Raw genomic sequence first — 19962 nt, forward strand, 5'->3', positions numbered from 1 at the left:
AAGGCCACGGTGGAAAGCGGGGAGAGTGCAGAGGGCGCCGCCGGCGCGAAGAAATAGCCGGCGTTTGATAGAACGAGCTTATGTGGCGCCGCGATTCTCCTCAGGGCACGCGGTCCACGCTGGCAGGCATCTCGCGGGGACGTTCGAATGGCGTGAAGCATCAACCCAGAACCCCAAGCGCCAGAACCCAAAAAAACTGTCCACCGGCGCTAGCAAAAAACCTCCTCAAATCGTCCGTGAAAATCGTTGCGCTGGGTTCCCGGCCAGATACCGATCGAAGATCATTGCCACGTTACGCACGAGCAAACGCCCGGCGGGGAGCACCTCAATACCATCGCGGTACACCTTGACCAGCCCATCGGCTTCGAGCGGTTTCAGCCGTTCGAGCTCACTGGCAAACGCAATCTCAAACCGAATCCCATAAGCCGCTTCAACCGCATCGAAGCGCAACGAAAACTGGCACATGATCTCAGTGATGATGTCGCGCCGCAGCCGATCATCGGCAGTCAACTGCACGCCCCGTGCTACAGCCAGCTCACCACGATCGATCGCCGCTGCATAACCGGTCATGTCCTTCGCGTTTTGCGCGTATACATCGCCGACCTTGCCGATCGACGAAACCCCCAATCCGATCAGATCGCAATCCGCCTGTGTGCTGTAACCCTGAAAGTTTCGATGAAGCGTACCGGCGCGTTGCGCGATCGCGAGTTCATCGTGGGGAAGCGCGAAATGATCCATGCCGATATACACATAACCCGCTTCGGTGAGTTTCTCGATAACCCGTTCGAGAATCGCCAGACGCACGGCCGGCGTGGGCAACATGGTTTCATCCATGCACCGCTGCATCTTGAAAATAGCCGGCATATGCGCATAGCCGAACACGGAGAGGCGCTCGGGCGCAAGGTCGATGATCGTATCGAGCGTCCGGCTAAAGCTCTCCACACTCTGATGCGGCAAGCCATAGATCAGATCGACGCTGACTGACTTGAACCCTTGTGCCCGCGCCGCCGACATCACCGTTTGCGTCATCTCGAGTGGCTGAACGCGATTGACCGCTTGCTGCACGCGCAGATCAAAATCCTGCACGCCGAAACTCAGCCGGTTGAAGCCCAGCTTGCGCAACACGCCAATTGTGTCCGCCGATGCCTCGCGCGGATCGATCTCAATGGAATATTCGGCCTGTGTGTCAGGAGCCAAACGAAATGACTCAGCGGTCGTGATCATCAGCTCGGTCATTTCGTCGTGCGACAAAAACGTCGGCGTACCACCGCCCCAATGCAATTGCGAGACTGGTCTGGTGGTATCGAAACATGCCGCTTGCAACACAAGTTCACGTTTCAGCCGATCGAGATACGGACGCGCATGTGCACGATTTTTTGTAGCGATCTTGTTGCAGCCGCAATAGAAGCAGACGGTGTCGCAGAATGGAATATGGAAGTAGAGCGAAAGATCCGCCGATGCCACTCCCGGGTCCGCAGCAGCCCGATGATAATGGCCGGGATCGAAGGTGTCGGTGAACTGAACAGCGGTCGGATACGACGTGTAGCGCGGACCGGCCGCGTCGTATTTTGTAAGCAGATCGGGGCGGAAGAGGGACATTGCGGCAGGACTTGAAAAGGGTGCTGCGAGTCTAGCCGACGCGTTTCCACGATTCTTGCGTGATAACGCCGCAGCCGCGCAGTGGCACAATGCCGGGTTGCCCAATGTGCCCAAACAGGTCGAACCGATGTCTACCGCCCTCGATCCGAACTCCGTTCACGCGTGTCGCGAAAGCTGCGGCGCGTGCTGCATCGCGCCGTCGATTTCCAGCGCGATTCCCGGCATGCCGAACGGCAAGCCGGCCGGCGTGCGCTGCGTCCAGCTTGGCGAGGATCTGCGTTGTGCCATTTTCGGCGACCCTCGCAGGCCGGCCTGCTGCACGGGCTTGCAGCCATCGGAGTCCATGTGTGGTGACTCGCGTGCCTACGCGCTGGCCTGGCTCACGCAACTGGAAGTCGATACGCAACCTGAGCGCGCCTAGGCGGTCGAACGCTCATCATTCAAGTTCAAGTCACTGGAGAATTTCGCATGACTCAAGCCGTTGCGCCGAAGCGGCGCCGGTTTCTGCTCGCGGCCCTTGGCGGCGCGGGCGCCGTGGCGCTGGGAACTCAAGCGCGCGCTGCAATATTCCCGTTCATCCCCGATCACTACACGTTCAGCCAGGCGCAGGTCCAGGAAGCGGTGCAACGCAAGTTCCCGCTGCAGCGCACCGCATCGCAGATCTTCGATGTCACGCTGAGCAATCCGCTGGTCGGCCTTGCGCCCGATCGCAACCGAATAACCGTTCGGCTTGACGCGCGGCTTGCCACGCCGTTCATGCCGAATCCGGTGACCGGCGTCTTTACACTTTCCAGTCAACTCACTTACGACGCACCTAGCCATTCGGTCATCCTGCTGTCGCCAACCGTCGACGACGCCCAGGTCTCCGGCGAGGCCGCGCAATATAACCAGCAAATCAACGCGGTCGGTGCGGTCATGGCGACGCAGTTCCTGGACCGTTATCCGATCTATACATTCAAGCCCGAACAATTACAGTTTGCCGGTGTTAATTACGAACCCGGTACAATCACCGTCCTTACAAACGGCATACGCGTGCAGATCGTCGAGAAGTAATTTTTCCCGGCGGAATCCCGTACGCGCGTGGCCGAAACGATTGGCTGGCGACGGCCGACCTATGCCAAAAGGGCGGAGCGATGGACTGGATTTTGTTTTGCAAAGCGCTGATTCTGGGTGTGGTGGAGGGGTTGACGGAGTTTTTGCCGGTATCGAGCACGGGGCACCTGATTGTCGCCGGCAGTTTGCTGAATTTTACGAACGCGCAGGCCAAGACTTTCGACGTCGTGATCCAGTTCGGCGCGATCCTGGCGATCGTGTGGGAATACCGGCGCAAGATCGGCTCGGTGGTGGCCGGGCTGCCCACGCAGCCGAAAGCCCGCCGGTTTGCGCTGAACGTGATCATCGCGACCATTCCGGCGGTCGTGCTCGGCCTGCTGTTCGAAAAGCACATCAAGGCCGTTTTGTTCGCGCCGGTGCCGGTTTCGGTGGCGCTGATCGTGGGCGGGATTGTGATCTTGTGGGCGGAAGCGCGGCATCGCGAGAAGAACGTCGCGCCGCGGGTGACGTCGGTGGACGATCTCTCTTACGCCGATGCCTTCAAGGTCGGGCTCGCCCAATGTTTCGCGCTGATTCCGGGCACGTCGCGCTCGGGGTCGACGATCATCGGCGGAATGTTGTTCGGGCTGGAACGTAAAGTCGCCACGGAGTTTTCATTTTTCCTCGCCATTCCCATTATTTTCGGCGCCACCCTGTACGAGTTGGCGAAGCAGTGGCGGACGTTGTCTGTGGATTCGGTGGGGCTGTTTATCGTCGGGCTTGTTGCCGCATTTATCAGCGCGTTCGTCTGTATCCGGTGGCTGTTGCGTTACGTCGCCACGCACGATTTCACGGCGTTCGCCTGGTATCGGATCGGCTTCGGGCTGCTGATCCTGATCGTCGGGTATAGCGGCGGACTGAGCTGGGCGGAGTGATCTGAAGGCTACGGATTCGGAGTCGGCAAACGCATACGACAAACGCATACGAAACAGGCCGTTCCAACGTGAGTTGGAACGGCCTGTTTCGTTTTGGCTGACGACTATTTCGCGGCCACCCTCAGCAGCGCTTGAAAACCAGATCCCACACGCCATGACCGAGTTTCAACCCGCGGCGCTCGAATTTCGTGACGGGACGATAATCGGGACGCGGCGCGTAACTCGTGCCGGCCGTGTTTTCCAGCGCAGGTTCTGCCGATAACACCTCGAGCATCTGTTCGGCATAGTTCTGCCAGTCGGTGGCGAGATGGATATAACCGCCCGGCTTGAGACGCGACACGAGCAACGCAACGAATTTCGGCTGGACGAGCCGGCGTTTGTGGTGGCGCGCTTTGTGCCACGGATCCGGGAAATAGATGTGGACGCCATCGAGGCTGTTCGCCGCGATCATCTGTTCCAGCACTTCCACGGCGTCGTGCTGAACGACGCGAATGTTCGTCAGCCCCTGTTTGCCGATCAGCTTCAGCAGCGCGCCCACGCCCGGCTCATGCACTTCGACGCCGAGAAAGTCATCGGCTTGGCGCGCCGATGCGATTTCCGCCGTTGTCGTCCCCATGCCGAAGCCGATTTCCAGCACGCGCGGCGCACTGCGGCCGAACGCGGCATCCCAGTCGAGCGGCTGCGGCGCGAACGGCACGACAAAGCGTGGTCCGAATTCATCGAGTGCGCGACGCTGTCCCGTCGATACCCGTCCAGCACGCGTGACGAAACTACGAATCCGCCGATGACGAAGCGTGTCGGTTCCGTCCGCCACTTCGCTGTCTTTGGCTTCGTCGTTTTCGTCGTGGTCAGGGGTGGGATCGTGGATCATCGGAAAGGACGGATTCGAGGGTTGAGCAGAGGCTTGAAACACACGCCGAGGGCAAGTGACTGAAGCAAACCTGGCGCTGCTGTAAATCAAAAAGCCGCCTTCGAAGGCGGCTTTTTGTAAAACGAAAACTGGAGCGGGCGCTGGGAACAACAGGTCGCGCCCAATTCCTTGATAAACAAAAAAATTTTCGCGTTCGGTGAACGGCGATGGACGTGATTATGTACACGTCCGGCCTCGTAGGCAAGGCCGGGCTCTGGTCATATGCTGCTAAAGGCTGCTGAAGTCTACTGCCATCCAACCCTGCTCTGTCGGTTTCAAATGCCAGATAACCATGGGTGACGCCCACACCACGGACCTCATGGCCGTCGGCCCGCTTGAAGAACAGCCATCCAATGCGTTGGCGACTTTGATCTTCTTGTAATCTTCAACGTGATGCAGACCAATGACCATGGGGAAACCAGAGGAATAGTGCAGGATCGAGGGTTCATTGAGCGTATCGGTGTGGTACAGGTCCAGTGGGCGTGAGGCGTTGGCGGATCAATCCCGGCTGGAGGCGCTAGATCCGGGTCAACTGCGTTTCGAGCTCCTCGGCCTGCGAGGCAAAGTCTTCGGGCCGACGCTTACGGAAGGTTTCTAAATTGCTGAGCTTCCATCGCAAGGCCGGCAGTTCCCCGGCGTGCTGGCATTGCAGCAGCGACCAGTCGGGCGCTGCGCGCACGAGCCCGGTCAGGAATTGCTTGTGCGCCGCGCTTAGGCTCGCTGGCAGTTCACGCCGGAGTCGTGCGCGAGCATCGAGCAGCGTCTCCAGGGGGCAGGCAACTTCGGTCATACCCACAAAGGTCCGGTCGTACTCGGCGGCCACGTCCTTGTCATTGCCGAACAGCACTTCGTGGGTCGGACGATTGTGTCCCGCCAGGTAGACCACGAAGCATTCAACCATGCCGTCGGTGATGCCGCCCGATTCATAAAGCTGCCACACGTCGAACAGATCGCGTGGATGCTGTCGGTCCAACGCAGCCACCAGTTTGCCGGCATAGAGTTCGTCGGGTGTGAGGATGGGTAATTCGAATTCGACGCCAAAAAGGTCGGCTGTTTTCGTGGTCAGCGGCCGTCGCTCCGCGGGCAACACCGTACCGCGGAACACCACGTTGACCTCGACCTTCACCTGGCTGATTTCGTTCTCGACGATCAGCTTGGTATCCCCCAAATCCTTGCTACGGATCAGTCGCGTCTGCAAGCCGAGCGGTGCGACACGCTCGGCGATCGCGGCCAGCTCCTGGTTGATCGCACGCAGCGCCTCGTCGCGCGGAACCTGCCACGGTAAGTACACCACGTCGATGTCGACCGACAGGCGCGGCATGTCCTGCACGAAGAGGTTGATAGCCGTGCCGCCTTTCATAGCAAAGACTTCGTTGGCGAACACATCGGGCACGACGGTGAGCAGAAGGCGAACGGTGTCCGCGTAGATCTTATCCATGAGGTTTCAGGCTCAATAGTGTGCCGTCGTCGAGCCGGCTCATCCAGCGCTTGGTGCTACCGGTGCGAACCGTGTGCTGCATCAGCAAGGCATCGACGTCTACGACGTCCGTTTCGCGAGCCCAAGTGAGGAACAGGCGGACTGCCTTTACATTGGTACAGCAGGACAGCAGTTGCCCAAGCAGTTCCTTGCGCGGCGATCGCAGGCCGTCGAAGAGGTTGCGGGCTTCCTCAAGACCTTGCTTGACGCCGGCCTCGTACAGCAGTTCCAGGACAGCGCGCTCAGGAACGGACACCCGCAACCCTTCGGGCAGGCCCGGTGGGGTGATCAGTGTTTTTTCGGCCAGGCTTGCGTCAGGCCAGTCGAACAGGCGGGCGTGGACATAGCGCGCTGGAAAGCGCGTAGTGAACCAGGTCGGCAGCGTAGAGCGGGCGTCACCCCACAGGACCAGCGTTTCCCGGCTGCTCAGATTGTGTCGCATCCCCTGCATGGCCAAGGCGCTCTTTCCACCGACATGCAGGCCAGGTACGCGCTTCTGAAGGAACAGGATCGCCTTGTGAACACCGAAGTCGTCGTTCGGAAAGGCATAGACCCCCTGCGCCAGGCGTACGAGCCAGCCCCCCTCGGCGTACTTCGCGGCGAGCTGGGGCGATACCCCGAACTGGTCGAGCGTGGCAAGGTCGAACGGCGCCCCGCGGGGTAATTCCGCCTGCAGGCGCTTGATTATCTGGTGACGTGAATTTCCATCCATACTATAAAAAATAGCACAGAATCCAATCACCCAAGAAACCGAAACAGAAATGGAACGCCAAAAATAGCCTCATAGTATATTTTAATTACAAAATCTAATCAGAAACCTGCATGACCATCATCCGGCCCGAACCGTTCCCAGCGGCACGGCAACCGACCCTCTCCGTTGCGGTCTATGCTTAAAGAAACATCAGACAGAACCGATCCATGAGCTGACGCACCACTGAAACCGAGGCACACCGATATGACCACCGATACGCACAATGGGCGATGGGCCGGCCGGGCCGGGGCGCCGGGCGCACGGCGGTGGTTCGTGCGCTTGGATCAGAGGGCAAGCGGCTTTCTAGTCGCGCAAGGCCTCCCAGTTGGTCCGACCAAAGCCACATACTGTGGTTTATCAAACTCACCGTACTGACGTTGCTGCTGTATGCAGCGACTTGGTTGGCCGTACTGGTTGTACTGTCAGTTGCGGTCGCCTGGTTAGCGGGAAATATGGAGGCTGCATAGCCCACCGAATGGGCTATTGGAGAACAGGCAGAACATAAGCAGAACCCCGGATACGACCCCGTTCTCTACGAAACTCGATCATCTGACGGGCGGGCGGATCGGCTGGAACATCATCACCGGCTTTCGTATGACCGCGCACGACAAAGCCGGGCTGTACACCGATCTAGGGCTGATCATTGGTGGTGAAGAACTCGGCCCTAACGGCCGTCGCGCCGAAGATGTCATCAATCCGGCCACCGAAGAGGTTTTGGCGCAACTGCCACTTCTCGTACACCGCCATGAAGGTATGTCCGCCCGCGAGCATGATGGACAGCCGCTTGCGCTTGCGGTCGGTGCGCGGATTGACGCCCTTGGCCAACAGCGCCCGGGCCTCGCCACGCAGGCCACGCGCGTCGCGCAGCGTCAGCTCCGGGTATGTTCCCAAGGAGATGCGCGCGGGCTTGCCTGCCCAGTAGTAGCGAAAATGCCAGGACTTGCGACCCTTGACGGGAACGAACAGGGACAGACCATCGCAATCGGCGAGGGTGCGGTCCTTGTCTGTCGCCTTGGCCTGCCGGACAGTGAGATCTGAGAGTGCCATGCGTCCAACTCCTGAAGAGGGAGTCGGGCTGCATGTTGTTCGCACTACACGCGCTCGCCTACCAACAATCCGGCGTCGGGGCCTGCCGCATTGATGTACATATCAATGTACACATTCGGGCCGGCTGCAAGCGGATTCCGGTGGACGTCAGTGGAACATCAAAACCGGGAAAATTTCCCAAGATTCAATGGCTTATGGACTTTGCTGGACGTCCGCGGAACGCTGTGGATTGAAGCAGTGGAGCGGGCGATGGGAATCGAACCCACGGCTCTAGCTTGGGAAGCTAGGGTATTACCATTATACGACGCCCGCAGAGACCGCGATTTTACGCGGAGTACCCCCTTTACTGCAACACTTCACCCGTGATCAGCGCGTATCAAACCCCGAACATGGTCATGCTCACGGCCAGCCGGGTCACGACCATCAACAGCACTTGCACGATCACGAACAACAAGATGGGCGACAAATCGATACCGCCCATGCGCGGCAACACGCGCCGCAGCGGTTCGAGAAATGGCGCGGTGAGCTGATAAAGCAGCGGCATGGCGGGGGATTGCGGGTTCAGCCACGACAGCAATGCCATCAGGATCGTCATCCAGATGATGAGATTCAGCGCCCATTTGATGACGGTGATCACCGCAACCACAAGCAGCGTGGGCAACAGCGCCGCGAGGCCGGCGGGATCGACGCCCGCGAGTAAAACCATCAGGATCACGAACACTAGCGCAGCAAGAAAAGCCGCGACAATGCTCGCCCAGTCGATGGTTTTCGCGGCCGGCAAGATCTTGCGCAGCGGCAAGACCAGCCAGTTCGTAGCTTGCATCACCGCGTTGGAAACCGGGTTGTACGGGGGCATGCGCACGACCTGCATCCAGGCGCGCAGCAGCAGCGCGGCGCCGAACAGCGTAAAGATGGTGTTGAGCAGAAAACGGGCGATCTCGCCGAACATCTCAAATCCTTTTCAAGGCAAAAGCGCGGCGCTCATGGCCGCGCGGGGTGACGCAAGGGCAAGCAAAGCCGCCGCGGAAAACCGCTCGGCTTCAACCTTCAGCTGCCGGCGCGAACGTCGCTGATCTGTCCGACGGGCGGACCGCCGTCGGGGTAGTAGTCGATATCGAAACGCGCATTCTCGCGATACGGATAAAAAAAGCTCACCTTGATCATTGTTCGTTCTCGTAGCTGGAATGGGTCGGCGTCGAGGGGGCAGCCGAAGCCGGATCTTCGCGTATTCAATCAACGCGTGGGATCCAGGTCTGAACCAGGTTCTGAACCGCGCTTTTGAGCGCTTGTTGCTGGTGACCGGGCACGGCGGCCGAACCCCTCGGCGGCTTTGCCACACTGGCGCGCCGGGCATCACGATAGCATGGCTTGATGGCGGCTTGGGCAGGTTGGCGTACGCCCCGCGCCCATTGACTTCATGCGGCCGGCCATGCTCGCGGGATCGGGGCTATCAATGGGGGCGATCAATCGAGATGCGGCGCGGCGCCGTTCAGTGCCAGCTCGATCGCGTGTGACATCGCATCGAGCGTCTCGGCGGGCGGGGGCGACACGCGGCGCTTTGCCAGCGCGACCGCGCGCCGCGACATCAGCGCATAGAGCGTGGCGTGGTCGCCGCCGAGGTTTTGCAGCAGCGCCAGTTGCTTCACGACAATACCCGCATCGCCACGGGACACCGGGCCGGCGAGCGCGCCCGGCAAACCCTTTTCACGCGCTGTTTCGATGGTGCCGGCGAGCATCGGCAGGACCGCGCGCAACGCGTCGTCCTCGTCGAAACCCAGTTCCTTCCAGAGCGTCACCGTCTCCGACAGCGAACATAGCGCAAAGCTGGCCGCGTAGTGCGCGGCGGCATGGTAGAGCAGGCGCCCGCCTGGCGGAATCGACAGCGGATGGCAGCCGAGTGCCTGGACTAGCGCCGTCAGCGTGTCGTGCAAGGGTCCGCTGGCTTCGATCGTGACCGAGCAGCCCGCAATGCGCGTCTGGTCGCTCGGCAGTCCGCCGAACAGGAACAATGGATGGAATCCGCCAATATCGGCACCCTGAGCCTGGGCCGGGGCGAGGACATCGACGGGCGTGGCGCCGCTGCAATGCACGATCGCCAGTGCGCTGTCGCGAGCGTGATCCAGCCGCAAAGCGTTCGCCGTCGCACCAATGGAGTCATCTGGAACTGTTAAAAATACGATATCGGCGTGTTGTGCGACCGCACTGGCATCTTCGGCAACGACACAGCCTGGCAATTCGCTGGCGAATTCGTGCGCTGAGGCAGCCGAACGGTTTGCGATCGCGGTGACCGGATAACCCGCGCGCGACCAGACGGCCGCTAGACAGCGCGCGAGACGCCCGGCACCGACGAACCCCAAACGGGGAGCCGTTGAAAAAGGCATGGTTTTTGCTCCATAGGAAATTTGGTGCGGCACGGATTCACGTTCGCAACGCACGATGAAGTATCGCGCAACGGCGCCGGCGCCATAAAAACGCGCCGCAGGCCGTCGCCAACGGTTTTGCGAGGCTCGAGCAAACTTGCGATCGGGCCTGAACAGTCAGGGTTGGTCTTATTGGCCGATGAGTGCCAGTGCTTGTTTTGCAACGTTTGGGGGTCGCCATGAGTATTTTTGCGTATCGGAAACACCTGCGTTTTCTCAGCCAGACGAATCGGCGTCAGTGGTGGGATCAGCGCAAACGGCTCACACCGCGAGTCAAAATCAGCGGGGCTTATGTGCCACCCAGCGTGACACGCGAATTCGCTTATGTGAAAGTGGGTTGAGCGTCTGGCTGGCTGTTTAGCCAAGAAAGCAGCACTGTATGAAGAAGCCCCGTTCGACGCTTATTTGTCGGCGGGGCTTTTCCTTTTTGCATCTCGCGCGAGGCAAAGTGTAATGAATCATTACTTTGGTGACATTCGGAATAATGACGCACGCAGCAGGGGCGCGTAGCGGCTTTCCCGGCAACCCCTTAATCCGGTTCATAAAGCCTTCGCGCCAGCACCAGCGGGGCTGTTCGGCGGCTTGAAATTCGGCAGACGAAACGCACTTTTAGGACTGTACATATTGCAATTTGCAACAAATGCTTAAGGTGAGCTTCAGGGTTTTTAGCTACATTGAAGTTATGTCGTTGCGGTAACCGGTCGTGTGTACAGGACCGCGGCGCGGAGAACAAAAGTGAAAAAGATCGTCCAGATTCTGGCTGCCGCCGCACTCGGCGTAGGCCTGGTGAGCGCCGCGCAGGCGCATGTTTCGGTGGGTATCGGCATCGGGGTGCCTTTCGCACCGGCTTATCCGGTCTATGCGGCACCGCCCCCGCCGGTGTATTACGCGCCGGGTCCTGTGGTGTATGCGCCGCCGCCCGTGGTCTACGGCCCGCCGGCCGTGATGGTGGGCGGTTACTACGGTGGCTACGGTGGTTATTACGGCCATCCGTACTGGCGTGGTCGCTACTACCATGGCGGTTATGGATACGGTCACGGCGGTTACGACCGCGGCTGGCGTCGTTGAGGGCCGACGGTTGACGAGGTCGGCTATCTGACCATTGAGATTTGCTGAAAAACAGCGCAACGCGGGCATAAGCCCGCGTTGCGCTGTTTTATTTTGCGCCAGGGTTCTGTAAGCGCGGCAGGGACTCACCGGACGTATTTGGCTATTCGAGCGGCTTTCCAAACGCTCCACGATGCTGGGACAATGGCGGTTCCTCAACCGCCGCCCTTGAGTTTTGATGTCAATCCTTCCTGCACCTACCTACGCCGACGTCGCCGACGCCGCCGAGCGCATCGCTGGCGCCGCACACCGCACGCCTGTATTGACTTCCCGCACCGCTGACACGCTTACCGGCGCGAATCTGTTCTTCAAGTGCGAGAACTTCCAGCGCATGGGCGCGTTCAAGTTTCGCGGTGCTTTCAACGCGATCTCGCATTTCTCCGATACCCAGCGCCAAGCCGGCGTCCTGACTTATTCATCGGGCAATCATGCGCAGGCTATCGCGCTGTCGGCGCGCATCGCGGGCATCAAGGCGACGATCATCATGCCGCAGGACGCGCCGGCCGCGAAGATGGAAGCCACGCGCGGTTATGGCGGCGAGGTGATCACTTATGACCGGTACACCGAGAGTCGCGAGGAGATCGGCGCCAAGCTCGCGCAAGAGCGCGGCATGACGCTGATTCCACCCTACGACCATCCGCACGTGATCGCGGGGCAGGGAACGTCGGCGAAGGAGCTCATCGAAGAAACCGGGCCGCTGGATTATCTGTTCGTTTGTCTCGGTGGCGGAGGATTGCTCGCCGGATGCGCGCTGGCGGCAGCCGAACTGAGCCCGTCATGTACCGTGATCGGCGTGGAGCCGGAGGCGGGCAACGACGCCCAGCAATCGCTCGCACGCGGTGAGATTGTTCATATCGAGGTGCCGCGCACCATCGCCGACGGCGCGGCGTCCACGCATGTGGGTGAATACAACTTTCCGATTCTGCAGCGCTACGTGGACCGGGTCGTCACCGTCAGCGACGACCAGCTTGTACAGACCATGAAGTTCTTCGCGGAGCGCATGAAGATGGTGGTCGAGCCAACGGGATGTCTGGCCGCGGCAGCCGTGTTGCAGAACATCGTGGCGGTGAAGGGCAAGCGCGTGGGTGTGCTAGTCAGCGGCGGCAACGTCGACATGGCGCGATACGCTCACTTCCTCGCGTGATCGTGTGGCGTCAAGGCGTCAGAGCCTCGACGCGCCGTTCACGATCAGGTCGTGATAGCCGTTGACGATCACGCTGTACGAGAAGTACGCGAACAGCACCGCCGACAAAACGTGGCACGCGCGCAGCAACGCCGTCCCGGCGCGTTTGCGGCCGTGACTGGCGAGCGAGCAGATGAAGAGCGTCCAGCCGAGGCCGCCGCAAAAGAAGCCGATGAGAAACACTGACGCGCTCGACGGGCCCGTTGCGCCCGCTTTCGCGATCAGTGCGCCACCCACGGCGGCGAACCAGAGAATTGCGCTCGGCGAGGACACCGCCAGCACCATGCCGCGCATGAAACTGCGGAGGTGGGAGGGCCGCGGCGTGGCGAGATCGGCTTCGCCTTCCACCGGCGGCGCCGATGCCGGATAAAGCGCTTCACGCGCCATTTTGAAGGTCAGGAACAGCAGTACGATTGCGCCGCCGATCCACACGATCCAGCGCACGGCGTCGAACTGGAGCAGCGCGGCCATTCCGCCAAGCGCGAGCGCGGCGTAGACGAGATCGCCGAAACAGGTTCCGAGGCCGAGCATCATGCCCGGCTTGAATCCGTGGGAGAGCGTCAGTGAGATGATCGCGACGTTTGCGATACCAATATCGAGACACAGCGACAGCGACAGAAAAAATCCATCAGACAGCAATGGCAAGACGTGCATCCAGGCGTTCCTAGTTCTTTTTGTATTGAGCGAAGCCGGTAATCCGGCCTCGCGTTCTTCATGCCGCGACCACGCGCGGGGCAAGCGGCCGGCCGCTTGTGGGCTAAACGCGTTCGAGCGGCGCAGACACAACCAAGCGTCCCGTCTCGATGCCCATCGTGTTACGCATCGGCGGATGTCGGTAGGCGGCGAGTTTCTCTCGCTGCGTTTCGCTGCCAATTGAGAGTTGCTCGAGCACGTGAGCCACGATCGCGTAAAGCACGGGCGTGTTGCCGTCTTCCACCTTGACCGCGATGCCGAGCGCCCCGTGCGTGCCGGTGAGCGTGCCGGTGGGTGTGCCAGTATCACGCACGCCGATCGCATAACTCGCATCGGCGCCCACTTTGCCGACGAGTTCGCCATCGAAGGCGCGCATCAACGTGGTACAGAACCGGCCTTCGCCCGCGACGAGTTCTGGGTACGTCGTCATCGCGCGATAGATCCGGCCGAGGGCTTTTGAGCGCGGCGTGGTTTCAACGCCGGCTCCAGCATCCGCCAGTTTCACAAAGAGCCGCGCGAGCCGATCCAGCGCAAAGGCGGGCGTGGGCAGATTGCAGCCGTCGATCGCCCATTGCACGCCGTTGTCCGGCAGATCGCAGAGCTCGGCAACGGTCCGTTTGACCCGAACTTGCAGCGCATGCTCAGGCAAGTGATAGTCGATAACCGTCGCGCCCAGCGCCTGCGCACCCGCCAGCATGCCTGCGTGTTTTCCGGAGCAATTGCTGCATACGCCGCTCGGCGTGAAATCGCGCTTGATCCATTCCTTCCAGACCGCGTCCGACAAAGGCGCGTGGCCGCCGCATCGGAGATCGGCTTCGGTGACTTGCGCCTTGGCCAGCATCGCGCGCGTACGCTCGATGTGGCGCGGCTCGCTGCTGTGCGATGCGCACATCAGCGCGAGATCGGCGTCGTCGAAACCGAAACGTTCCAGCGCGCCCGTTTCCAGCACAGCGACCGCTTGCGCCGGTTTCGCCGCGGAGCGTGCGAGCGTCAAACGCGCCGGATCGCCGAACGCGTATAACAACCGGCCTTCGGCATCGACAACCGCCACATGCGCGGCATGCGTGTTTTCAACCAGATCCCCTCGATAAACCGTCGCCGCGACATTCATGAGCGCGTCCCTCCCGAAAAGCCGATTTCGTCCCACAACGCATCCACGCGGCGTTTCACCGCGTCGTCCATCACGATCGGCCGGCCCCATTCGCGCTCCGTTTCGCCGGGCCATTTGTTGGTGGCGTCGAGTCCCATCTTCGATCCCAACCCCGCCTTCGGCGACGCGAAATCGAGATAGTCAATGGGCGTGTTATCGACGAGCACCGTATCGCGCGACGGATCGATGCGCGTGGTGATCGCCCAGATCACCTCCTTCCAGTCGCGGATGTTCACGTCGTCGTCCACTACGACGATGAACTTCGTATACATGAACTGTCGCAGGAAGCTCCACACGCCGAACATCACGCGCTTCGCGTGACCCGGATAACTCTTCTTGATCTGCACGATCGCCATCCGGTAGCTGCAACCTTCGGGCGGCAAATAGAAGTCAGTGATCTCGGTGAACTGCTTTTGCAACAGCGGCACGAACACTTCGTTGAGCGCGACGCCGAGCACGGCCGGTTCGTCGGGAGGTTTGCCTGTATACGTAGAGTGATAGAGCGCGTCGCGGCGCATGGTGATCTTTTCGACCGTGAAGACCGGGAACCACTCTTGTTCGTTGTAATAGCCTGTGTGGTCGCCATATGGACCCTCAAGCGCGTGCTCGTATTTCGCCGACGCAGTCTTCGATGGCCGGGGCGGAGCGCCGTCAGGCGCCGCCGGAACAGGGCCGTCCTGCGGATAAATGAAACCTTCGAGCACGATCTCGGCACGGGCCGGAACCTGCAACGTATCGACACCCGGCGTGAGGCACTTCGCCAATTCGGTCTTCGCGCCGCGTAACAAACCCGCAAATTGATACTCGGAAAGCGAATCCGGCACCGGCGTCACAGCGCCAAGAATGGTTGCCGGATCGGCGCCGAGCACCACGGCTACCGGATACGGCTTGCCCGGATTGGCCAGCGCGAACTCCCTGAAATCGAGCGCGCCGCCTCTGTGCGCGAGCCAGCGCATGATCAGTTTGTTGTGCCCGATCAGTTGCTGCCGATAGATACCGAGATTCTGCCGCGTCTTGTTCGGGCCGCGCGTGACCGTGAGTCCCCATGTGATGAGCGGACCGGCATCTCCGGGCCAGCACGTCTGGATCGGCAGACGCGCAAGATCGACATCCGTGCCTTCCCACACGATTTCCTGGCAGGGCGGCGAACTGACGGTTTTCGGCGCCATGTCCCAGACAGCCTTAGCCAGCGACAGCAACTTGCCGGCGTCCTTCAGCCCCCTCGGCGGCTCGGGCTCCTTGAGCGCCGACAGCAACCGGCCGACATCACGCAGCGACTCGAGCGCGGCTTTATCGCTGAGAAGACTGGGATCGGCCGCCGCCTGAGCCTCCGTCTCGATACCCATTCCGAGCGCCACGCGCCTCGGCGTACCGAACAGGTTGGCCAGCACGGGCATGGAGTGTCCCGTTGGCGCCTGGAAAAGCAAGGCAGGACCGCCCGAACGCAGCACGCGGTCGCAGAGTTCGGTCATTTCGAGAACGGGGGAAACCGGCTGACTGATGCGGCGCAATTCGCCGAGCGTTTCGAGGCGCGTGGTGAAGTCGCGCAGGTCTTTGTATTTCATCGGCTAAAGGGAAGGGAGGCCTGCGGGGACGCGCGGTCTGCGGCAGAGGACGGCAGAAGCGACGGCTGATGTTACGGCTTAAGCACCTAATGAAGAACCTGCGCGCGCGGGCGATTGTCGATTTTACCTGCGTGGATGTCGGTGCGTCATAGTACACATCGGCACAATTCGGATGTTTCCGCTGGAAAGCGGCTTGGCAGGCCGCTCTTGCCCTCCTGAACAGTGTTCATAATTACCAGAAGTCATAGCTTTTACAATTACCAGCATTGACGGATCATTTGAGCCTGCTAGAATCCTTTGGCATTGACAACACCAATTGAAACTTTTTACCACTGCCGCAGGTCTTTTGAAACGACGCGACGCGTCACCTGCACCGGGATTAGTCCGGTGAATCGAGGCTTTGGTTTTCTTGCCGGCGCTCTTCTTCGCCGGTTTTTCGCGTGGTGACCTGTGTGCGCGCCCCGGCATGTCTTTCGTGCCGCGCGCACCCGGAAACGAAATGTTCCGGTCAGGTTCCCCCAACGGTTTGTGCCGTTTTCCCGATACCGCTCGTGGCTAACCCAGAGCTGGCGGTGTCGATTTCTGCGTGGTGGACCGGTTTTTGAGGTTTTTCATCTGCGGAAATCATGCAATTTGGGAGATCTATCCAATGAATGCTTGGTTGTCGTGGCGTCCCGACGCTCGCCTGGCGCCTTATCTGCGCGCAGTGCTGCGTCGCGCCAAACACATGAGTCTCACGGTTTTCTGTCTGGTGGGTTGCGCGGCCGTTGCTACCGCGCTGGCACTCTGGCTGCTTCCAGCCTGGCGCGGCTCCTTCGCCGCCAAACTCATGCCCCTCGTGTCGGCTGCGGTACAAGCCGGCCCGGCCCGGTTGCTCTCCGGTCAACCCCTGCCACCCTTCGCGATCGGTCATCGGCGTGAAGAGGAGCTGCGCAACGGCGAAACGACGTCGCTCGGCGCCGCTGCCAGCGACGACGACAGCACCCGCAAGCTGACCGGCGGGCTGAGTCTCGCCGTGTCGCCGAATGGACTCGATCCCCGCACGTTACCGACTGTTTCGACGCTCGCCAGCGCGATTTCCTCGCAGCGCGTAGTCGCCGATGCACGCGACGATCGTGTGCTCGTGTCGGATCGTGAGCAAAACCTGGTGGCGAACTTCATCTCGCGGCGTTATCACGTGGCGCAGGAGCCGGTCAGCGAACTGGTGAGAGCCGCCTTCGATACCGGCCGTGAAGTCGGCCTCGATCCGCTGTTGCTGCTGTCCGTCATGGCGATCGAGTCGGGTTTCAATCCGTATGCTGAAAGCGGGGTTGGTGCGCAAGGATTGATGCAGGTGATGTCAAAGGTTCACTCCGACAAATTCCAGTACTTTGGCGGCTCGCACGCGGCGCTTGAGCCGCTCGCGAACATCAAGGTCGGTGCGCTGGTGCTGAAGGATTGCATCGCGCGTGGCGGTTCGGTGGCAGGCGGATTGCGCTTCTATGTGGGTTCGACGGCACCGGACGACGGCGGTTACGGCGCGAAGGTGCTGGCCGAACGTGCACGCCTGCGTGACGTAGCGCGCGGCCGCAATGTGCCGATCAACACGCCGCAAGCGCCGGTACAGCCTGCGCCCAAGCAGGTGGTGGCGTCGGTTTCCCCGTCGTCGAGCTCGGGATCGGGCGAAAAGCGTGTGCATGCAACGCTCGACGGCGCCCCGCCGATTACCGCACCGGCTACCAAGTCGTCCGCGCCGCAAGCCAGCGACCATAACGACACGGCCGATGCCGACGCGCAAGCGAAGCACGTAGCCTCGGCGGCGGAGTTTGGTGCTTGATTTGATGACGAAGTAGGGCGCTCGGGCTGTCGATTGCAGGCCGTGCAAGATAAAAGGCCGTTCCAACTCACGTTGGAACGGCCTTTTAGTTTCTACTTTCCTGAGATCGTGGCCTGCTGCTCAAACTCCAAACAGCGTTCCCAGCCGCTGCACGGCCTCTTCAAGCTGCGAGTACGCGGTTGCATAAGACAGCCGGATATAGTCCTGTGGCGCATGGAAGCCGAAATCGTTGCCGGGCACCAGCACGACGCCAGCGTCATGCAGCATCGAGCGGGTTAGCGCGCTGCTATTGCCGGCAGCAGGATGCGCGACGTGCCGCGTATCGGCGTAAACATAGAACGCACCATCCGGCACGACCGGCACTTCAAAACCGAGCGAACGCAGCGCCGGTACGATGAAATCCCGCCTGCGCCCGAATTCCAGGCGTCGCGATTCGTAAATCGCAAGCGTAGCCGGCTCAAAACACGCCAGTGCCGCATGTTGCGCGAGCGCCGACGCGCAGATGAAGAGGTTCTGCGAGAGTTTCTCCATCGTGGCGACCATCGCGGGCGGGACGACGAGCCAGCCGAGCCGCCAGCCGGTCATGTTGAAGTACTTCGAGAAACTGTTCACGGTGACCACGTCGTCGCCCAGCGACAGCGCCGACACTGGCTTCGCGTCGTAGCTCAAGCCCTGATAAATCTCGTCGACGATCGTAAAACCGCCGTGCGTGCGCACTACATCGACAATTTTCGCCAGTTCGTCCGGTTCGATGGACGTGCCGGTCGGATTGGACGGTGAGGCAAGCAGCACGCCGCGCGTAGCGGGCGTCCAGTGCGCTTCGACCTGGGCGGCCGTCAACTGGAACCGCTCGGCCGGACCGCTTGGTATCAGGACCGGACGGCCGTCGGTGGCGGCGACGAAATGGCGGTTACACGGATAACACGGGTCGGGCATCAGCACTTCGTCGTCGCGATCGACCAGCGCGGTGCACGCCAGCAGCAACGCCGCCGATGCGCCCGCCGTCACCACGATGCGTGCCGGATCGATATCGAGCCCGAATGTGTCTCGATAGTGGCCGGAAATCGCCTCGCGCAACGAGGTCAACCCAAGCGCGTTCGTGTATTGCGTGACGCCGCGGCGCAGGGCATCAGTAGCGGCTGCGATCACCGGTTCCGGCGCCGTGAAATCCGGTTCGCCAATACCCATGTGGATGATGTTGCGCCCGGCGCGCTCGAGCGCCTGCGCTTCTTTCGCCAGTTCCATCACGTAGAACGGCTCGATAGCGTCGACGCGTGCTGCGTACCGGATAGCGGCGTCGAGCGGCTCTTTAGCGAAGTTCATAGTCGATCAGCTGCGTTGCCCGCGGCTTTGCGCTTCCGTCGGCCGCAATTGAACGGCGAGTTTATCCAGCACGCCGTTCACATACTTATAACCATCGGAGCCGCCGAACGTCTTCGTCAGTTCAACCGCTTCGTTAATGACCACGCGATACGGAATGTCCAGGTGATGCTTGAACTCGAAGGCAGCGACCATCAGCACCGCGCGTTCGACCGGCGAAAGCTGGTCGAGCGGGCGGTCGAGGCAGGGTTGCAACTCGGCGGAAATGGTGTCCGCTTCCTTGATCACGCCGTGCAGGATCGCGTCCAGATGCTCCTGGTCGGCTTTATCGAAGCCTTGCGCACCGCGCAACTGCGCGTCGATCTCGCCGCCGGGCGAGCCCGACAGCAACCATTGATAAAGCCCTTGTGTCGCGAGTTCGCGCGAGCGTCGTCGAGCGCTTTTCATGCGCGGTCCTCGTCGTCTTCGTCTTCATCGTCGCCGCCGAGCTGTTCGAGCGCGACCGACAAGTTCGCCATTTCCACGGCCACGCGTGCTGCGTCGCGGCCTTTTTCCGTCATGCGGGCAACGGCTTGCTCGTCGTTTTCGGTGGTCAGCACGGCATTTGCGACCGGCGTGCCGAAGTCGAGCGCGATACGGGAAATGCCCGCGCCGCTTTCATTCGATACCAGCTCGAAGTGGTACGTCTCGCCGCGAATTACCGCGCCGAGTGCGATCAGTGCATCGAATTGACCCGACTCGGCCAGCTTTTGCAGCGCCAGCGGAATTTCGAGTGCGCCCGGCACGGTGACGAGCAGCACGTCTTCACCGATCACGCCGAGCCGTTCGAGTTCTTCGGTGCAGGCGTCCACGAGGCCGTTGCAGACCGGTTCATTGAAGCGAGATTGCACGATGCCGATGCGCAGTCCGTCGCCGTCGAGGTTCGGTTGATATTGTCCGATTTCCATTATTTATCCG

At 60.9% G+C, this 19962-nt stretch carries 19 protein-coding genes, 1 tRNA gene and 1 pseudogene; 7 read left to right on the forward strand and 14 right to left on the reverse strand.

Annotated features, from left to right (window positions below):
- Positions 1 to 225: 225 nt before the first annotated feature.
- Positions 226 to 1599, reverse strand: a complete 1374-nt coding sequence (gene hemN, locus EOS_RS31785; RefSeq protein ID WP_047896176.1) for an oxygen-independent coproporphyrinogen III oxidase — start codon at positions 1597 to 1599, stop codon at positions 226 to 228.
- A gap of 127 nt (positions 1600 to 1726) precedes the next feature.
- Between hemN and EOS_RS31790 the strand changes: the two genes are divergently transcribed.
- The 3 genes from EOS_RS31790 to EOS_RS31800 all read left to right on the forward strand — a co-directional run bounded on the left by EOS_RS31790 (position 1727) and on the right by EOS_RS31800 (position 3566).
- Complete coding sequence (locus EOS_RS31790) at positions 1727 to 2020, forward strand: YkgJ family cysteine cluster protein (RefSeq protein ID WP_047896207.1); 294 nt, start codon at positions 1727 to 1729, stop codon at positions 2018 to 2020.
- A gap of 47 nt (positions 2021 to 2067) precedes the next feature.
- Positions 2068 to 2652: a DUF1439 domain-containing protein gene (locus EOS_RS31795; RefSeq protein ID WP_047896177.1), complete on the forward strand. Its 585-nt coding sequence runs from the start codon at positions 2068 to 2070 to the stop codon at positions 2650 to 2652.
- 80 nt (positions 2653 to 2732) lie between these two features.
- Entirely contained in the window at positions 2733 to 3566 is an 834-nt protein-coding gene (locus tag EOS_RS31800; protein WP_047896178.1) for an undecaprenyl-diphosphate phosphatase, read from the forward strand.
- Positions 3567 to 3687: 121 nt separating this feature from the next.
- On the opposite strand, the gene trmB is transcribed toward EOS_RS31800, so the two are convergent.
- From trmB to EOS_RS31820, 3 genes are all read right to left on the reverse strand, one after another.
- Positions 3688 to 4437 carry a tRNA (guanosine(46)-N7)-methyltransferase TrmB gene (gene trmB, locus EOS_RS31805; protein ID WP_047896179.1) on the reverse strand — a complete coding sequence of 250 codons (750 nt, stop codon included), beginning with the start codon at positions 4435 to 4437 and terminating at the stop codon, positions 3688 to 3690.
- Between the two features lie 556 nt (positions 4438 to 4993).
- Entirely contained in the window at positions 4994 to 5914 is a 921-nt protein-coding gene (locus EOS_RS31815; RefSeq protein WP_047896181.1) for a nucleotidyl transferase AbiEii/AbiGii toxin family protein, read from the reverse strand.
- The gene (locus EOS_RS31820; protein WP_047896182.1) at positions 5907 to 6665 is read right to left on the reverse strand and encodes a type IV toxin-antitoxin system AbiEi family antitoxin domain-containing protein; all 759 of its coding nucleotides are present in this window, start codon (positions 6663 to 6665) and stop codon (positions 5907 to 5909) included. The genes EOS_RS31815 and EOS_RS31820 overlap by 8 nt, the downstream gene beginning before the upstream one ends.
- 269 nt (positions 6666 to 6934) lie before the next feature.
- On the opposite strand from EOS_RS31820, the gene EOS_RS49350 reads away from it, so the two are divergent.
- On the forward strand, positions 6935 to 7171 hold the full coding sequence (locus EOS_RS49350) for a DUF3742 family protein (protein WP_075645421.1): 237 nt from the start codon (positions 6935 to 6937) through the stop codon (positions 7169 to 7171).
- 241 nt (positions 7172 to 7412) lie between these two features.
- Here EOS_RS49350 and EOS_RS31825 read toward each other — a convergent pair.
- From EOS_RS31825 to EOS_RS31840, 4 genes and pseudogenes are all read right to left on the reverse strand, one after another.
- A pseudogene (locus EOS_RS31825) lies at positions 7413 to 7751 on the reverse strand (integrase arm-type DNA-binding domain-containing protein); the annotation flags it as partial.
- A gap of 238 nt (positions 7752 to 7989) precedes the next feature.
- A tRNA-Gly gene (locus EOS_RS31830) sits at positions 7990 to 8063 on the reverse strand.
- Between the two features lie 64 nt (positions 8064 to 8127).
- Positions 8128 to 8700 (reverse strand): YggT family protein, encoded by a 573-nt coding sequence (locus EOS_RS31835; protein WP_047896183.1) that lies wholly within the window; start codon positions 8698 to 8700, stop codon positions 8128 to 8130.
- Positions 8701 to 9214: 514 nt separating this feature from the next.
- The gene (locus tag EOS_RS31840) at positions 9215 to 10132 is read right to left on the reverse strand and encodes a Rossmann-like and DUF2520 domain-containing protein (RefSeq protein ID WP_047896184.1); all 918 of its coding nucleotides are present in this window, start codon (positions 10130 to 10132) and stop codon (positions 9215 to 9217) included.
- Between the two features lie 774 nt (positions 10133 to 10906).
- On the opposite strand from EOS_RS31840, the gene EOS_RS31845 reads away from it, so the two are divergent.
- Both EOS_RS31845 and EOS_RS31850 read left to right on the forward strand, forming a co-directional pair.
- Positions 10907 to 11239: a hypothetical protein gene (locus EOS_RS31845; protein ID WP_047896185.1), complete on the forward strand. Its 333-nt coding sequence runs from the start codon at positions 10907 to 10909 to the stop codon at positions 11237 to 11239.
- Between the two features lie 217 nt (positions 11240 to 11456).
- Positions 11457 to 12422 (forward strand): threo-3-hydroxy-L-aspartate ammonia-lyase, encoded by a 966-nt coding sequence (locus EOS_RS31850; protein WP_047896186.1) that lies wholly within the window; start codon positions 11457 to 11459, stop codon positions 12420 to 12422.
- A gap of 18 nt (positions 12423 to 12440) precedes the next feature.
- Here EOS_RS31850 and EOS_RS31855 read toward each other — a convergent pair whose 3' ends face one another.
- The 3 genes from EOS_RS31855 to EOS_RS31865 all read right to left on the reverse strand — a co-directional run bounded on the left by EOS_RS31855 (position 12441) and on the right by EOS_RS31865 (position 15869).
- The gene (locus EOS_RS31855; RefSeq protein WP_047896187.1) at positions 12441 to 13115 is read right to left on the reverse strand and encodes a LysE family translocator; all 675 of its coding nucleotides are present in this window, start codon (positions 13113 to 13115) and stop codon (positions 12441 to 12443) included.
- A 103-nt stretch (positions 13116 to 13218) separates the two neighbouring features.
- Positions 13219 to 14265, reverse strand: coding sequence for an asparaginase (locus tag EOS_RS31860; protein WP_047896188.1), 1047 nt, complete (start codon positions 14263 to 14265; stop codon positions 13219 to 13221).
- Positions 14262 to 15869 (reverse strand): UbiD family decarboxylase, encoded by a 1608-nt coding sequence (locus tag EOS_RS31865; protein WP_047896189.1) that lies wholly within the window; start codon positions 15867 to 15869, stop codon positions 14262 to 14264. The genes EOS_RS31860 and EOS_RS31865 overlap by 4 nt, the downstream gene beginning before the upstream one ends.
- A 649-nt stretch (positions 15870 to 16518) precedes the next feature.
- On the opposite strand from EOS_RS31865, the gene EOS_RS31870 reads away from it, so the two are divergent.
- Positions 16519 to 17685 (forward strand): transglycosylase SLT domain-containing protein, encoded by a 1167-nt coding sequence (locus EOS_RS31870; RefSeq protein ID WP_047896190.1) that lies wholly within the window; start codon positions 16519 to 16521, stop codon positions 17683 to 17685.
- Positions 17686 to 17805: 120 nt separating this feature from the next.
- Here the strand turns inward: EOS_RS31870 and EOS_RS31875 are convergent, their stop codons facing one another.
- The 3 genes from EOS_RS31875 to ribH are packed head-to-tail and all read right to left on the reverse strand — an operon-like array spanning position 17806 to position 19952.
- Positions 17806 to 19008, reverse strand: coding sequence for a pyridoxal phosphate-dependent aminotransferase (locus tag EOS_RS31875; protein ID WP_047896191.1), 1203 nt, complete (start codon positions 19006 to 19008; stop codon positions 17806 to 17808).
- 6 nt (positions 19009 to 19014) lie between these two features.
- On the reverse strand, positions 19015 to 19452 hold the full coding sequence (gene nusB, locus EOS_RS31880; protein ID WP_047896192.1) for a transcription antitermination factor NusB: 438 nt from the start codon (positions 19450 to 19452) through the stop codon (positions 19015 to 19017).
- Positions 19449 to 19952 carry a 6,7-dimethyl-8-ribityllumazine synthase gene (ribH, locus tag EOS_RS31885; RefSeq protein ID WP_047896193.1) on the reverse strand — a complete coding sequence of 168 codons (504 nt, stop codon included), beginning with the start codon at positions 19950 to 19952 and terminating at the stop codon, positions 19449 to 19451. Before ribH ends, nusB begins: the two co-directional genes overlap by 4 nt.
- Positions 19953 to 19962 lie beyond the last annotated feature (10 nt).

It is taken from the genome of Caballeronia mineralivorans PML1(12) (genome assembly GCF_001028175.1).
GTDB lineage: Bacteria > Pseudomonadota > Gammaproteobacteria > Burkholderiales > Burkholderiaceae > Caballeronia > Caballeronia mineralivorans.